1 protein-coding gene (running past one end of the window) is annotated in these 17,722 nt (G+C 74.7%); it reads right to left on the reverse strand.

The genetic code is table 11. The features are described from left to right. Positions 1–17,722, reverse strand: partial view of a type I polyketide synthase gene (locus tag ACWGDX_RS14460; RefSeq protein WP_453625493.1) — the 3' portion only. It continues 11,630 nt past the right edge of the window; 17,722 of the gene's 29,352 nt are visible here — the last part of the coding sequence; its start codon lies off the right edge, out of view — the gene reads right to left on this strand; its stop codon occupies positions 1–3.

Raw genomic sequence — 17,722 nt, forward strand, 5'->3', positions numbered from 1 at the left:
CTACAGGTCGGACTGGCCGTCGAGCGCGGCCCGCACCAGGTCTGCCACGGCCATCGAGTCGATGGCCTCGCCGGATTCCTCGTTCTCCGCCGGGGCGGTGCCGCCCCGTCCGGCGAGTTGGAGCAGCGGCTCCAGTACGCCGATGTCGCGCAGCCGGGCGAGGGGTACGGACGCCAGCAGGGCCCGGATCTCCGTCTCCTCGGTGTCCGTCTCGCTGTCGGGGCCCTCGTCGGGTACGAGCCGGCGCAGCACATGCTCACCGAGGGCCGTGGGGGTGGGATGGTCGAAGACGAGCGTCGCGGACAGACGCAGACCGGTGGCCGCGTTGAGCTGGTTGCGCAGCTCCACCGCTCCCAGCGAGTCCACGCCCAGATCGCGGAAGGACCGCTCGGGACCGACGGCGTCCGTGTCCGGGTAGCCCAGTACCTGGGCGGCGCGAGTACGGACCAGTTCCACGACCGCTTCGAGACGGCGGTTCGCGTTCAGGCCCGCCAGCCGTTCCCGCAGGCCGCCTTCTGCGGTGGCGCTCCCGGGGGCGGCGGCCGTCGCGGCCACCATCTCCCGGTAGCCGGGGAGTTCACGCAGCAGGGCGCTCGGCCGGCTCGCGCCGAAGGCGGCCACGAAGCGTTCCAGGGCGACTTCGGCGACGACCGCGGTCGGTTCGGCCTCCATGACCAGACGCAGAAGCGCCTCGCAGGCCGGTTCCGGGTCCATGGCGCCGATCCCGGCGCGCCTGGCGGCCTCGTCGGCCCCGGCGCCCTCCGCCATTCCGCCGCCGCCCCAGGCGCCCCAGGCGATCGAGGTGGCGGGGAGATCCCGTGCCCGCCGTCGCTCGGCGAGTGCGTCGAGGACGGCGTTGGCCGCCGCGTAGTTGGCCTGGCCGAGATTGCCCACGGCGGCGGAGGCGGAGGAGAAGAGCACGAACGCGGTGAGGTCCAGATCGCGGGTCAGCTCGTCGAGCAGCAGGGCCGAGGTCACCTTGGCGCGGAACACCGGTGCGAACCGCTCGGGGGTGAGCCGGTCGAGTACGCCGTCGTCGAGGACCCCCGCCGTGTGCACCACACCGGTCAGCGGATGCCCGGCGGGGATGTCCGCGAGTACGGCGGTCAGTTGGTCCCGGTCGGCGGCGTCGCACGCGGTGAGGGTGACCCGGGCGCCGAGCGCTTCGAGTTCGGCCCGCAGCGCGTCCGCGCCGGGCGCCCCGGGGCCGCGCCGGCTGAGCAGTACGAGGTGCTGGACACCGTCGCGGGCGAGCCTGCGGGCGACATGGGCGCCGAGGGCACCGGTGCCGCCGGTGATCAGCACGGTGCCGTCCGGGTCCCAGGCACGGGCCGGGTGCTTGCCGGGTGCCCGTACCAGGCGCCGGGCGAGGACCGCCGAGTCCCGCAGGGCGACCTGGTCCTCCCCGTCGAGCCCGGCGAGCACGGCGGTGAGCCCGGCGCCCGTCCGCTCGTCCGGTGTCTCCGGCAGATCGATCAGCCCGCCCCAGCGCTCCGGGTACTCCAGCGCGGCGACCCGGCCCAGGCCCCAGACGGCCGCCTGGAGCGGATGGCGCGGCTCGTCCGTACGGCGTACGGAGACCGCGCTCCGGGTGAGGCACCAGAGCGGTGCGCCGATCCCGGCGTCGCCCAGCGCCTGGAGCAGTACGGCGGTGAGGGCGGCTCCCTCGGGCACACCGTCCGCCAGGGAGTCCCGCAGCGCCAGGAGTGAGACGACTCCGGCGAAGGGAGCGCCACCGTCGCTGCCGCTGCCGTCACCGCCGCTGTCACCGCCGTCGTCGGCCCGACCGGCGGCGCGGGCCCTCAGTTCCGCGGCGAGCGCGGCCCGGTCGGGTGCTCCGACCGGGAGCCGTACGACCGAGGTGCCGAGGGCGTCGAGCACGGCGGACACCCAGGGGTCCTCGGCCAGTTCCCCGGGCACCACGGCGAGCCAGGTACCCGTCAGCGGCTTCCGGTGGGCGAGGGAGGAACCTCCCGTGGGCCGCCAGACGACACGGTGCCGCCAGCCCTCCACGAGCGACTCGTCGTCGCGCTGCCTGCGCCAGTCCAGCAGCGCGGGAAGCACCTTGGACAGGGCGTCCTCCTCGATGTCCAGGACGGATTCCAGCGAGGCGAAGTCCTCCCGCTCCACCGCGTCCCAGAACGCGCGGTCCGTGGTGTCCGCGTCCGGTGTCCCGGCGGCGGTGACGGCCGGGGCGTCGGGCCAGAACCGGCCGTGCTGGAAGGCGTACGTCGGCAGATCCACCCACCGGGCCCCGGTGTCCGCGAAGAACGCCGACCAGGCCGGGCCGGCCCCATGGACATGCAGCCGGGCGAGCGCGGTGACCAGGGTGGTCTCCTCGTCCCTGCCCTTGCGCAGCAGCGGTACGGCGACGGCGGCGGGCGGGGCCGACTCCTGGGCCAGGGCGGAGAGCACCCCGTCCGGGCCCAGTTCCAGGAAGGCGGTCACCCCGCGCTGCGCCATCGCCTTGACACCGTCGGCGAACCGTACGGCCTCCCGGACATGCCGTACCCAGTACTCCGCCGAGCACAGCTCCCCGGCCGTGGCCGGGGCGCCGGTCAGATTGGACACCACCGGGATACGGGGCGGCTGGAAGGCCAGTCGTTCCGCGACGGCGCGGAAGCCGTCCAGCATCGGGTCCATCAGCGGTGAGTGGAACGCGTGCGAGACCCGCAGCCGACCGGTCTTGCGGCCGCGCTTCTCCAGCTCGGCCGCCACCTCCAGCGCCGCGGCCTCCTCGCCCGAGATCACCACGGACGCCGGGCCGTTGACGGCGGCGATCGAGACCCGGTCACGGAGCAGCGGGGTGATCTCGTCCTCGGTGGCCTGTACGGCGAACATCGCGCCGCCGGCCGGCAGCGCCCGCATCAGCCCCGCGCGGGCCGCGACGAGCCTGACCGCGTCCTCCAGTGAGAACACACCCGCCACATGGGCGGCGGCGATCTCACCGATGGAGTGACCGGCCACCAGGTCCGGGGTCAGGCCCCAGGACTCGACCAGCCGGAACAGCGCCACCTCGACGGCGAACAGCGCGGGCTGGGCGGAGCCGGTGTCGTCCAGCGCCGCGGCGTCCGTGCCCCAGATCACCTCACGCAGCGGGCGGCCCGGCCCGCCGTCCGCCCCGCCGTCCGGCCGGCCCGCCCGCTGTCCGTTCAACTCTGCGTCCAGCAGGGCCAGTACGGTGTCGAGCGCCTCGGCGAAGGCCGGGAACCGCTCGTACAGCTCACGCCCCATCCCGAGCCGCTGCGAGCCCTGGCCGGAGAAGAGGAAGGCGCGCTTGCCCGCCTTCTCCACCGTGTGCTCGACCAGTTCCGGGTGCGTGTTCCCCTCGGCCAGCGCGGTGAGGCCGTCGAGCAGACCCCCGTGTCCGGTGACCGTCAGGGCGGCCCGGTGCTCGAAGACCGAGCGGGTCGTCGCGAGCGAGAAGGCGAGATCGGTCAGAGGGACTTCAGGATGGGCCGTCACCTGCGCCAGCAGCCTGCGCGCCTGGTCACGCAGCGCGTTCCCGGTCCGGCCGGAGAGCAGGACGGGCAGCGTCCCCGCGTCACGTACGGGCGGCGGAGCTGCCACTGCGGAGCCGGGATCGGTCCCGGTCCCGGTCCCCATCATGGTCTCGGCCTCGGCCTCGATGAGCGGTGCCTGCTCCAGGATGAGATGCGCGTTCGTACCGCTGGCACCGAAGGAGGAGACCCCGGCGCGGCGCGGCCGGCCCGAGTCCGGCCAGGGCGTCCGCTCGGTCAGCAGCCGGGCCGCGCCCGCCGTCCAGTCCACGTGGGACGTCGGATTCTCCGCGTAGAGCGACTTCGGCAGGGTGCCGTGGCGCATCGCCAGCACCATCTTGATCACACCCGCGACCCCCGAGGCGGCCTGGGTGTGCCCGATGTTGGACTTGAGCGAGCCGAGCAGCAGCGGCCGCCCGGGGTCGCGGTCCTGGCCGTAGGTGGCCAGCAGCGCCTGTGCCTCGATCGGGTCACCGAGCTTGGTGCCGGTGCCATGGGCCTCCACCGCGTCCACCTCGGCGGGCGAGAGACCGGAGTTGGCGAGCGCCTGCCGGATCACCCGCTGCTGCGCGGGACCGCTCGGCGCGGTCAGTCCGTTGGACGCGCCGTCCTGGTTGATGGACGAGCCCCGCAGGACCGCCAGTACGCGATGGCCGTTGCGGCGCGCTTCGGAGAGCCGCTCGACGACGAGCATGCCCACGCCCTCGGACCAGCCGGTGCCGTCCGCCGCGTCGGAGAACGCCTTGCACCGCCCGTCGGGCGAGAGCGCGCCCTGGGCGCTGAACTCGACGAAGCCCGCCGGGGTGGCCATCACGGTGACACCGCCGGCCAGGGCGATGGAGCACTCGCCGGACCGGATGGCCTGGGCGGCGAGATGCAGGGCGACCAGCGACGAGGAGCACGCGGTGTCCACGGAGACCGTGGGGCCCTGGAGGCCGAAGGAGTACGCCAGCCGGCCGGACAGCAGGCTCGCCGACTGCGCGGTCTCCCACTGGCCCGCCTCGGCGGGCGGCCGGTAGTCGCCGCTGCCGCCGCCGACGTAGACACCGGTGGTGCTGCCCCGCAGGGTCGTCGCGTCGATGCCCGCCCGCTCCAGTGCCTCCCAGGCGGCTTCGAGCACGACGCGCTGCTGCGGATCCATCACGATGGCCTCGCGCGGCGAGATGCCGAACAGTCCCGGGTCGAAGTCGGCCGCGCCGTGGAGGAAGCCGCCGTGACCCGTGGCGCTGCGTCCGCGTCCGCCCTCCGGAGGGCCGCCGAGCAGGGTGTCGAGGTCCCAGCCCCGGTCGGTGGGGAACGCGCCGACGGCGTCGGTCCCTTCGGTGACGAGCCGCCACAGGTCCTCGGGTGATGTGACACCGCCCGGATAGCGGCAGGCCATACCGATGATCACAACGGGATCGTCGGCCGTGTGGGCCGGGGAGAGCGCGGGAGGCGCGGCTTGCGTCTCCGCGCCGGGCGCCTCGCCGAGCAGCAGGGTCCGCAGTCGCGCGGCGAGTTCGGCGGGGGTCGGATGGTCGAAGACGAGGGTCGCGGGCAGGGCCAGCCCGGTCGCGTCCCTGAGCTGGTTACGCAGGTCGACGGCGGTCAGCGAGTCGAAGCCGAGGTCACGGAAGGGCAGATCGGACTCGACGGCTCCGGCGTCCGCGTGGCCGAGGACCAGGGCGGCCTTCTCGGTGACCAGGGCGAGGAGCGCGTCGGCCCGTTCCGACTCGGGCAGGGCGAGCAGCCACTGACGGTAGGTGTCCGCCGCGGACCGCTCCTCCTCCCGGCCGGGTCCTGCCGCCTCCACGGCGGCGCGGGCCTCGGGCAGTTCGGAGAACAGGGCGCCCCGGCGCGCCCCGGTGAAGGCGGGTGCGAAGGTCTCCCAGCGGACATCGGCCACGGTGACGGCGCTCTCGCCGTCGGCGACGGCCCGGCCGAGCGCGGTGAGCGCCGCGTCGGCGTCCATGACGGGCAGTCCGTTCAGCCGCAGATGCGCGGCCATGGCGGGGTCCACGGACTCCGTCCAGGCGCCCCAGGCGACCGACAGGGCGGTGGCTCCCCGGGCGCGGCGCTGCCGGGCGAAGGCGTCCAGCCAGGCGCCGTACGCGGCTTCGGTCTCCTGGCCGCGTACGCCCCAGACCCCGGCGATCGAACCGAACAGGACGAAGGCGTCCAGCGGCCGGTCGCCCAGGACCGTGTCGAGATGGCGGACTCCGGCCAGTGCCGAGGAGAGCGCGCCAGGTCCGGTGTCGGTGGCGCCGATGAACGCACCGCCGGTGTCCGAGGCACCGATGTCCGAGACACCGGCGTCCGTGCCTCCCGTGTCCGTGCCGTCCATGTACGTGCCGCCGGTGTCCGTGGCTTCGGTCCGCGCGGCGCCGGTCAGCGCCTCCGCGTGGACGACTGCGGTGAGCGGTGTGTCCTCGGGGACGGTGGCCAGCAGCGCGGTCAGCGCGGCCGGGTCGGACGGGTCGCAGACGGCGAAGGTGACCGTGGCGCCGAGCTTCCTCAGCTCGGCTTCGAGTGCCTCGGCAGCGGCGAGGTCGGACGGACGGCGCCCGGTCAGCAGCAGATGACGGGCACCCTCACGGGCCAGCCAGCGGGCGGCCCGGCCGCCCATGGGACCCGTACCGCCGACGACGAGCACCGTGCCGCCGGGCCGCCACGAGCGGCCCGCGGCTCCCTCGGCTCCCGCGGGGCCCACAGGTCCCCCGGGTCCTGTCGGTACGGCGCGGACCAGGCGCCGGCCGAAGGTTCCGGTGGCGCGGACCGCGATCTGGTCCTCGCCGTCCGGTGCGGTCAGGGCGGTCACGAAGGCGGCGCGCGCCCGCTCGTCCGGCGACTCCGGCAGATCGATCAACCCGCCCCAGCGGTCGGGGTGTTCCAGCGCGGCGACCCTGCCCTCGCCCCAGACGGTGGCCTGTCCGGCGCTCGGCGGCGGCTCGGACGGGGCCACGGAGACGGCGCCACGGGTGACACACCACAGCGGTGCGTCGATACCCGCGCCTTCCAGCGCCGCCAGCAGCGCGGCGGGCCTGGCGGGACCGGCCGGCAGGTCCTCGGCTCCCGTGGCGAGCAGCGAGACGACCCCGGCGAACCGGCTTCCTTCGCCGCGTGCCGCCGTCAGCCCCGCCATCAGCCCGGCCGCAGGCGCGGTGCCGTCGGTGGGGCCGACTGCGGTGCCGTCGGTGGAGATGTCGGCCTCCACCCGTACGGTGTCCGCGCCCAGCGCCTCGACGGCGGCGGCCGTCCACGTGTCCTCGGCGCCGACGGGCACGATCACCAGCCAGGCGTCCGCGGACGCGGCCCCGGCAGACCCAGCGATCACAGCAGTCCTGGCGGCCCCGATGGTCACAGCAGACCCGGCCGTCACGGCGGCCCCAACGGCCCCGGCGGTCACGGGCAGTTCCGTCCAGGCCTCGCGGTAGCGCCACCCGGCCCCGGCGGACCGCTCGTCCCTGCGCCGGCGCCACGCGGAGAGCGCGGGCAGCATCGTGGTCACGGTCTCGCCGTCCAGGTCCAGCGAGGCGGCGAGCGACTCCAGGTCCTCCCGCTCCACCGCCGACCAGAACTCCGCGTCCACCGGGTCCTGCGCCCCGCCCGCCGTCCCGCCCGCCGCGCCGCCCGGCGCTCCGGGCACGGCCGGTGCGGCGGCCTCGGGCCAGTACCGCTCGCGCTGGAACGCGTAGGTCGGCAGCTCCACCCGGCGCGCGCCGGTGCCCTCGAAGAACGCGGCCCACCGCGGGCCGACCCCCCGGGTGTGCAGGGTGGCGAGCGCCGCGACCACGGCCGTCTCCTCGCCCAGGGCCGCGCGGAGCAGCGGCACCACCACCGGGGCGGGCCCGGCGGCTCCGTCCAGGCTCCGCTGGGCCATCGCGGAGAGCACCCCGTCCGGCCCGAGCTCCACGAAGGCGAGGACCCCGGCGTCACGCAGGGTCCGTACCCCGTCGGCGAAGCGCACGGTCCCGCGGACATGCCGTACCCAGTAGTCGGCCGAGCGGAGCTCCTCGGCCGTGGCCAGGGCGCCGCTCAGATTCGACACCACCGGGATCCGGGGCTCGTGGTACGCGAGGGATTCGGCGACCCGGGCGAAGTCCGCGAGCATCGGGTCCATCAGCGGCGAGTGGAAGGCGTGCGAGACCCTCAGCCGCTTGGTCCTGCGCCCCTCGGCCGCGAGGAGTCCGGCGATCTCCAGGACGGCGTCCTCGGCGCCCGCGACGACCAGCGCGTCGGGGCCGTTGACCGCCGCGACCGAGACATGCTCGCCCAGCAGCGGGATGATCTCGTCCTCGGTGGCCTGGAGCGCGACCATCGCGCCGGTCTGCGGGAGCGCCTGCATCAGCGAGGCCCGCGCCGCCACCAGCCGGCAGGCGTCCTCCAGGGTGAACACGCCCGCCACATGGGCCGCGGCGATCTCACCGATGGAGTGCCCGGCCACGAAGTCCGGGGTCAGGCCCCATGATTCGGTCAGCCGGAAGAGCGCCACCTCGACGGCGAACAGCGCGGGCTGGGTCCAGCCGGTCTCGTCCAGCAGCTCCGACTCGAAGGTGCCGGGCTCGGCGAACAGCACCTCGCGCAGCGGGAATTCCAGCTCGGTGTCGAGATGGGCGAGCACCGCGTCCAGCGCCTCGGCGAAGTCGGGGAACCGCCCGTACAGCTCCCGGCCCATCGCGCCGCGCTGGCTGCCCTGGCCGGAGAAGAGGAACGCGGTCCCGCCGGGGGCGCGGCCGGCCGCTCCGCGGGCGATCTCCCGTACGCCGTCGGGTCCCGCGAGCAGTACCGCGCGGTGCGGGAAGACCGTGCGGTCCGTGGCGAGGGAGTGCCCGATGTCCACCGGGGAGAGCCCGGTGCCTGCGGCGAAGGCGGTGAGCCGGCCGATCTGCGCCTGGAGCGCCTCACGGGTCCTGCCGGACACGATCCACGGCACGGCCGCGGGAAGGGTGCCCGGTACGACGGCGGGAGCGGCGGCCGGGGGCGCCGCCTCGACGGCCGGTGCCTGTTCCACGATCACATGCGCGTTCGTCCCGCTCACACCGAAGGCCGAGACCCCGGCCCGGCGCGGACGGCCGGTCTCGGGCCAGGCGACCGCCTCGCGCAGCAGTGACACCGCGCCGGAGGACCAGTCGACATGCGCCGAGGGGGTGTCGATGTGCAGGGTCTTCGGCAGGGTGCCGTGCCGCATGGCCAGCAGCATCTTGATGACGCCCGCGACCCCGGCCGCCGCCTGGGTATGACCGATGTTCGACTTGACCGTGCCGAGCAGCAGCGGGCGCTCCCGGTCCCGGCCGTAGGCGCCCAGCAGGGCCTGGGCCTCGATCGGGTCGCCCAGTGTGGTGCCGGTGCCGTGCGCCTCCACGGCGTCCACGGCGTCGGGTGTCAGTCCCGCGTCCGCGAGCGCCTGGCGGATCACCCGCTGCTGCGCGGGTCCGTTGGGCGCGGTGAGCCCGTTGGACGCGCCGTCCTGGTTGACGGCGGTGGCGCGGATGATGCCCCGGACCTCGTGGCCGTTGCGTACGGCGTCGGAGAGCCGCTCCAGCACCAGGATGCCGACGCCCTCGGACCACGCGGTGCCGTCGGCGCCGTCGGAGAACGCCTTGCACCGGCCGTCGGGGGCGAGACCGCCCTGGGCGGAGAACTCGACGAAGGAGTCGGGACCGGACATCACGGAGACCCCGCCCGCGATCACCAGCGAGCACTCCCCCGCGCTCAGTGCCTTGCCGGCCCAGTGCAGGGCCACCAGTGAGGACGAGCAGGCCGTGTCGACGGTGACGGCCGGGCCCTCCAGACCGAGCGCGTAGGAGAGCCGGCCGGACATGACGCTCGCGGTGTTGCCGGTGGCCGCGTACCCCCGTACGTCGGAGGCGGAGCGTCGCAGTACGTCGGCGTAGTCCTGGCCGTTGGTGCCGACGAAGACGCCGGTGGTGGAGCCGCGCAGTCCCGACGGGTCGATCCCGGCCCGCTCCAGCGCCTCCCAGGTGGTCTCCAGCAGCAGCCGCTGCTGCGGGTCCATGGCCAGTGCCTCACGGGGTGAGATCCCGAAGAAGCGGGCGTCGAAGTCGGCGACACCGGTGAGGAATCCGCCCTGGAGGGTGTCCGAGGCGCCCGCGCCGAGCGCCCCGAGGTCCCAGCCGCGGTCGGCGGGGAAGGCGGTGATGCCGTCCCCGCCCTCGTCGAGCAGCCGCCAAAGCTCCTCTGGCGAGTCGGCCCCGCCGGGGAAGCGGCAGCTCATGCCGACGACGGCGATCGGGTCGTCGGCCGGGGGCCGGTCCGCCGCGACGGGCGCCGCCGTCTCGGGCAGCGTGCCGAGCAGTTCGGCCAGCAGGAAGTCCGCCAGCTCGCGCGGGGTCGGCAGGTCGTAGACGAGCGAGGCGGGCAGGCTCAGCCCGGTCAGGGCGGCGAGTCCGTTGCGGAGTTCGAGCGTGGTCAGCGAGTCGAAACCGAGATCGCGGAAGGCGCGGTCGTCCTCGATGTTCCGCGCGTCGGAGTGACCGAGCACGGCGGCCACCTGGGCGCGCAGCAGGTCGAGTACGTGTCCGGCGCGTTCGGCCTCGGGCAGTGCGGCGAGCCGCTGCCGCAGTCCGGACTCCCCGGCACCGCCGGCGGCGGGCGCGGCGGACCGCCGTACCTCGGGCAGGTCCGCGACGAGCGGCAGGGGGCGGCTCGCGGCGAACGCGGGGAGGAAGCGGTCCCAGTCGATGTCGGCGATCGCGAGGGCGGTGTCGTCGTGCTCGACCGCGCGGAGCAGGGCGCGTACGGCCGGTTCCGGCGCGAGCGGCTCGAATCCGCCGCGCCGTACCCGGTTCTCGACCCCGGTGGCGTCGGCGGCCATGCCGGATCCGGCCCAGGGGCCCCAGGCGACGGAGAGCGCGGTCAGGCCATGGGCCCGCCGGTACTCGGCGAGCGCGTCCAGATAGGCGTTGGCGGCGGCGTAGTTGCCCTGGCCCGCCGCGCCGATGACACCGGCCGTCGAGGAGAAGAGCACGAACGCGGAGAGATCCAGCTCGGCGGTCAGCTCATGGAGATGGTGGGCCGGGACCACCTTGGAGCGCAGGACGGCGCTGAAGCCGTCCGGGGTCAGCGCGTCCACGGTGGTGTCCTCGACCACCCCGGCCGTATGGATCACCGCGGTGAGCGGGGCGTCCTCGGGTACGGCGGCGAGCAGGGCGGCCAGCGCGTCGCGGTCGGCGACATCGCAGGCGGCGATGGTGACGCGGGCGCCCAGTTCCTCCAGTTCGGCGCGGAGTCCGGCGGCGCCCGGCGCGTCCTCGCCGCGCCGTCCGGCGAGCAGCAGATGACGGGCTCCCTCGCGGGCGAGCCCGCGGGCCACATGTCCGCCGAGGGCGCCGGTGCCGCCGGTGATCAGAACGGTGCCCGCCGGGTCGAACGGGCGCCGCCCGCCCGCCGCTCCGGACGCTCCAATCCCTCCGGACGCGCCGGGCGACGCTCCAATCCCTCCGGTCCCGCCGGACGCTTCCACCGTCCCCGTGGGGCTGTGGGCGAGGCGCCGTACGAAGACGCCGGAGGCGCGTACGGCGCTCTCGCCCTCGCCGTCCACGCCCGCCAGGACGCTCCTGAACCGGCGGGCGGCATGGGTGTCGAGCCGCTCGGGCAGATCGACGCAGCCGCCCCAGCGGCCGGGCTGTTCGAGGGCGACGGCACGGCCGAGTCCCCAGACGGCGGCCTGGTCGGGGCTGATCACATGCTCCGAGCGGCCGATGGACACGGCGCCCCGGGTGACGCTCCACAGCGGCGCGTCGATCCCGGCGTCGCCGAGCGCCTGGACGGCGACGGTCGTCAGGGGGAGGGCGGCGGGCACCTCGGGGCGGGCCGCGCCGTCACGGCCCACGAGAGCGAGCAGGGACAGGACCCCGGCGAACCCGCCTTCCCCGACGCGCGGTCCGGTCAGCCGCTCGGCGAGTGCCGCCCGGTCGGTCCCGGTGACCTCGACGAGGACGGTCTCCGTGCCGAGGGCGGCGACGACCTCCGCGGACCAGGCCGCGTCCTCCGTACGGGCGGGTGCCAGCACGAGCCAGCGTCCGGGGAGCGCGGCCGGCGCGGTGGAGCCGGTCCGCGGTTTCCAGACGACCTTGTACCGCCAGGCGTCCACGGCGGACTGCTCGCCCCGGCGGCGGCGCCACGCGCTGAGGGCGGGGACCATCGCGGTGACGGTGCCGTCGTCCAGGCCGAGCGAGGCCGCGAGCGCCGTCACGTCGTCGCGCTCGACGGCCGACCAGAACTCGGCGTCCACGGCGCTGCCGGCGCCCGGCCCCGCCGGGGCCGCGTCCGCCGGTGCCTCGGGCCAGTAGCGTTCACGCTGGAAGGCGTAGCTGGGCAGGGCGATCCGGCGTGCTCCGCTGTCCGCGAAGTACGCGCGCCAGTCGATGTCCACACCGTTCGCCTGTGCGCCCGCCAGCGCGGTGACGAGCGCCCTCACCTCCGGGCGGTCGCCGCGCAGGAGCGGCAGCAGGACGGCGGGGGGCGTCCCGGCGGACTCCTCGGTGAGGCTCTCCCGCGCCATGCCGCAGAGCACGCCGTCGGGGCCGAGTTCGAGGAAGGTCCGTACACCGCCCTGGGCCGAGAGCCAGCCGATCCCGTCGGCGAAGCGGACGGTGTCCCTGACATGGCGGACCCAGTACTCGGGGGAGCACACCTGCTCGTCGGTGGCGAGCGCCCCGGTCACATGGGAGACGAGGGGGATGACGGGCGGGTGGTAGGTGAGACTGCGCGCGACCCGCGCGAAGTCGTCGAGCATCGGGTCCATGAGCGGGGAGTGGAAGGCATGGCTCACCTTCAGCCGCCTGGTCCTGCGTCCGTCGGCCGCGAAGGACGCGGCGATGGCGAGTACGGCGTCCTCGGCCCCGGCGACGACCACCGAGGAGGGGCCGTTGACGGCCGCGACCGAGACCCGGTCCCCGGCTTCCGCCAGCAGAGGCAGGACCTCGTCCTCGGCGGCCTGGAGGGAGACCATCGCGCCGCCCTCGGGCAGCGCCTGCATCAGCCGGCCGCGCGCGGCCACCAGGGCGCACGCGTCGGGCAGGGAGAGCACCCCGGCGGCGTGCGCGGCGGCGAGTTCGCCGATGGAGTGCCCGGCCAGATAGGCGGGGGTGATCCCCCAGGACTCGGCGAGCCGGAACAGCGCGACCTCGACGGCGAACAGCGCGGGCTGCGCGTACCCGGTCCGGTCGAGCAGGGCGGCCTGCGCCGAGCCCTCGGCGGCGAACAGGATCTCGCGCAGCGGCCGGTCCAGTTCACCGTCCACATGGGCCAGTACGGCGTCGAGCGCGTCGGCGAACACGGGGAAACGTCCGTACAGTTCGCGTCCCATGCCGGGGCGCTGGCTGCCCTGCCCGGTGAACAGGAACGCCGTACGGCCACGGCCCGTGCCGCCCCGCACCACGCCCGGTCCCGGCAGTCCGTCACGCAGGGCCAGCAGACCGTTCAGCACCTCGTCGCGCCCCTGTGCCACGACGGCGGCGCGGCGCTCCAGGCTCGCGCGCGAGGTGGCCAGGGAGAAGGCGAGATCGGCGGGCCGGGTTCCGGGCCGCTCCTCCATGAGGGCGAGCAGCCGGCCCGCCTGGGCGCGCAGCGCCGTCTCGTTCCGCGCGGAGACCAGCACCGGCACGGTGCCCGGCGCCGGTTCGCGGTCCTCGGCGGGCTCCTCGGCCGGCTCCCGCGGGGGCGCCTGTTCGAGGATGGTGTGCACATTGGTGCCGCTGATGCCGAACGAGGAGACGGCGCCGCGCCGGGGGCGGCCGGTCTCCGGCCAGCCGGTCTCCTCGGTCAGCAGACCGATGGCGCCGGAGGACCAGTCGACGTGCGAGGACGGGGTGTCGATATGGAGCGTCTTCGGTACGACGCCCTGCTGGAGCGCCATGACCATCTTGATCACACTGGCGGCGCCCGAGGCCATCTGGGTGTGCCCGATGTTGGACTTGACCGAGCCGAGGAGCAGCGGCTGCCCCGGGTCCCTGTCCTGGCCGTAGGTGGTGAGCAGGGCCTGGGCCTCGATGGGGTCGCCCAGCGCGGTGCCGGTGCCATGGCCCTCGACGACATCGACCTCGGCCGGACGGAGTCCGGCGTTGGCGAGGGCCTGGCGGATCACCCGCTGCTGGGAGGGGCCGTTGGGGGCGGTCAGACCGTTGGACGCGCCGTCCTGGTTGACCGCGCTGCCGCGCACCACCGCCAGGACGTGATGCCCGTTGCGCCGGGCGTCGGAGAGCCGCTCCAGCAGGACGAGACCGACGCCCTCGGCGAGGGTCATACCGTCGGCGGAGTCGGCGTACGCCTTGCACCGGCCGTCGGCCGCGAGCGCCCGCTGCCGGCTGAAGCCGACGAAGGAGAGCGGGGTGGACATGATGCTCACCCCGCCCGCGAGCGCGAGGGTGCTCTCGCCGTTGCGCAGGGACTGGCAGGCGAGATGCATCGCGACGAGCGAGGACGAGCAGGCGGTGTCGAGGGTGACGGCCGGTCCCTCGAAGCCGAAGAGATACGACACCCGCCCGGAGAGCACGCTGGAGAGCGTGCCGGTGATCGCGTGGCCCTCGGAGCCCTCGGCGGCGTTGGGCACGGCGGAGGCGTAGTCCTGGTAGCTGGCGCCCACGAAGGTGCCGGTCATGCTGCCGCGCCGGCTGACCGGGTCGATCCCGGCGTGCTCGAAGGCCTCCCAGGCCGTCTCCAGCAGCAGCCGCTGCTGGGGGTCCATGGAGACCGCCTCGCGCGGCGAGATCCCGAAGAACCCGGGGTCGAAGTCGGCGACGTCGCGCAGGAATCCGCCCTGGACGGAGTAGGTCCTGCCCGGCCGGTCGGGGTCCGGGTCGTAGAGCCCCTCGGCGTCCCAGCCACGATCGGCGGGGAAGCCGGAGATGGCGTCGCCGCCCTCCCTGACGAGCCGCCACAGCTCCTCGGCGGAGCCGACCCCGCCGGGGTAGCGGCAGCTCATGCCGATGACGGCGATCGGGTCGTCGTCGGTGGCGGAGAGCGCGGCCGTCACCGGTCCCCCGGCCACCGTACGGGCGCCCGCCATCTCGCTGCCGAGGAAACCGGCCAGCGCGGCGGGGCTGGGATGGTCGAAGACCATGGTCGTGGGGAGCGTCAGTCCGGTGACGGACGCGAGACGGTTGCGCAGCCCGACCGCCGTGAGCGAGTCGAAACCGACATCGCGGAAGGCGCGCTGGTCCGGCAGGGCGTCGGGGGACGAGAGGCCCAGCACGGCCATGGCCTCCGTACGGACCGTCTCCAGCAGCACCCGCTCCCGCTCGGCCGGGGAGAGCGCGCGCAGCCGGGTCACGAACTCGCCCTCGGCGACGGTGCCGGTGGAGCGCTCGGCGGCCTCGGTGATCCTCCGTACCTCGGGCACCTCGGCGAAGAGGGTGCTGGGGCGGCCGGAGGTGAAGACGGGGTAGTAGGTCTCCCAGTCGATGTCGGCGACCGCGATGACGGTCTCCTCGTCGTCCAGGGCGCGCCCCAGCCCGCTGAGCGCGAGCTGCGGGGCCATGAACTCCAGACCGCTGCGCCGGATCGTCCCCGGGTCGACGCGGCCGGACTGGAGATCGTCGGCCCAGATGCCCCAGGAGAGGGAGAGCGCGGGCAGACCCCGGGCCCGGCGGTGGGCGGCGAGCGCGGCGAGGTAGGCGTTGCCCGCCACATAGGCGGCGTGCGCGCCGCTGCCCCACATCCCGGCGGTGGACGAGTAGAGGATGAAGTCGTCCAGTTCGTCGCCGTCGAGGAGTTCGTCCAGCACCTGGGCGCCGGCCACCTTGGCGTGCGTGACCCGGGCGAAGGCGTCGAGGCCGGTCTCGGCCAGCGGGTACAGCTCGATCAGCGCGGCGGTGTGGACGACGGTGCGTACCGTACGGCCTTCGGCCCGCAGAGCGGCCAGCAGCGCGGCGACGGCCTCGCGGTCGGTCACATCACAGGCGGCGACGGTCGTCTCCGTGCCCAGCGCGGCCAGTTCCGCGACGAGTTCGGCCGCGCCGGGGGCGTCCATGCCCCGGCGGCTCGTCAGCACGAGGTGTCCGGCGCCCCGCGCGGCCAGCCAGCGCGCGAGATGCGGGGCGAGCGTGCCGGAACCGCCGGTGACGAGTGTGGTGCCGCGCGGGGTCCAGTCGCGGGCGGGTTCACGCTCGCCGGTCGCGGCGCGCACGATACGGCGGGTGAACACGCCCGAGGAGCGGATGGCGAGCTGGTCCTCCTCACCGAGCGCGCCGGCGAGGGCCGCCGCGAGCCGCCCCGCGGCCCGCTGGTCCAGGATCGCGGGCAGATCGACGACACCGCCCCAGCGCTGGGGATGCTCCAGGGCCGTCGTCCAGCCCACCCCGGCGACCTGCGCCTGGACGGGTGAGACGAGCGTGTCGGAACGTCCGGTGGAGACCGCGCCCCGGGTGAGGAACCACAGCGGCGCGTCGACCCCGGAGTCGCCCAGTGCCTGGACGAGCGAGACGGTCAGGGCCAGGCCGAGTGCCAGAGTGGGGTGGCGTTCCGACGGTGCCTCGGCGGCGGCGAGCGTCGAGACGATCCCCGTGAACCCGGCGAACGCCGCGGCCTCCTCGTCCGCGCCGGCCCCGCCGGTCCCACCGGTCCCGGCACTCTCACCGAGGTCAGCGGACTCGGCGGTCCCGCTGGTCCCGCCCGGCTCACCGCTCCGGCCGGTACCGTGCGGTCCGCCGTACTCGGCCAGCCGCGCGGCGAGGACCTCGCGGTCCAGGTACGACTCGTCCAGTACGAGCCGCCGTACCTCGGCACCCTGGCCACTCAGCGCCTCCACCACATCGGTGTCGTCGTGGGCCTCGGCCGATACCACCAGCCAGACACCGGACAGCGGTGCCGGGGGGACCGTGCCGACCGGTGTCCAGGACTCCCGGTAGCGCCAGGAGTCGACGGTGGAGCGGTCCCGGCGCGACCTGCGCCAGGACGACAGCGCGGGCAGCACGGCGGCGACCGAGTCCTCGTCCGTGCCCAGGGCCGAGGTCAGCGCGGAGACGTCCTCCTCTTCGACCGCCGCCCAGAACTCCGCGTCCACGGGGTCCGCCGGGGCCGTACGGTCCGGTACGGGCGGTACGGCCCAGAGCTGTTCACGCTGGAAGGCGTAGGTGGGCAGGTCCACACGCCGGGCGCCGGTGTCCGCGAAGAGCACGCTCCAGTCGACCTCCACCCCGCGTACGTACAGCTCGGCGGCGGAGAGGACGAAGCGCGCGAGGCCGCCGTGGTCGCGGCGGAGCGTGCCGCCCGCGACCCCCGGTTCCGGGGTCTCGTCGATCATGTCCTGTACCGGCATGGTCAGTACGGGGTGTGAGCTGACCTCCACGAACTTCCGGTGGCCGGCGCCCAGCAGATCGCGGATCGCGTCGGCGAAGAGTACGCGCTGCCGGAGGTTGCGGAACCAGTACTCCGCCCCCATCTCCCCCGTGTCCAGCCACCCACCCGCCATCGTGGAGAAGAACGGCACCTCCGACACACGAGGACGCACCGGCCCCAGCACATCGAGGAGTTCCTCCCGCAGATCCTCCACCTGCGCCGAATGAGACGCGTAATCCACCGCGATACGACGGACCCGCACCCCCTCACCCGACAGCCCCGCGAACAACTCGTCCAACGCACCCGGCTCACCCGACACCACCACCGAACGCGGACCATTGACAGCCGCCACCGACACCCGGCCCGGCCACGCCTCAAGCCTGGACTCCACCTCCGCCACCGGCAACGGGACGGACATCATCCCGCCACGCCCCGCCAGCCGACGCCCGATCGCCTGACTCCGCAACGCCACCACCCGCGCACCGTCCTGGAGCGAGAGCGCCCCGGACACCACAGCAGCCGCGATCTCACCCTGCGAGTGGCCGACGACCGCATCGGGCTCCACACCGTACGAACGCCATACCGCCGCGAGCGACACCATCACCGCGAACGAGACGGGCTGCACCACATCCACCCGCTCCAACGACGGAGCACCCTCCACACCCCGCAGCACATCCACCAACGACCAGTCCACGAACTCACCCAGAGCCGCGGCGCATTCAGTGATCCGCTCGGCGAACACCGGCGACTCGTCCAGGAGTCGAGCACCCATCCCGGCCCACTGAGACCCCTGCCCCGGAAAGACGAACACCGTCCTCCCCTCGACATCCGCGACACCCCGGGCGACCACGGACGACGGTCCGTCCGCCGCCACCGCGCCCAGGGCGGCCGGCGGGTCGTCCTCCGTGCCCGGCACGAGTACGGCACGGTGCTCGAAGACGGAA

It is taken from the genome of Streptomyces sp. NPDC055025 (assembly GCF_053608565.1).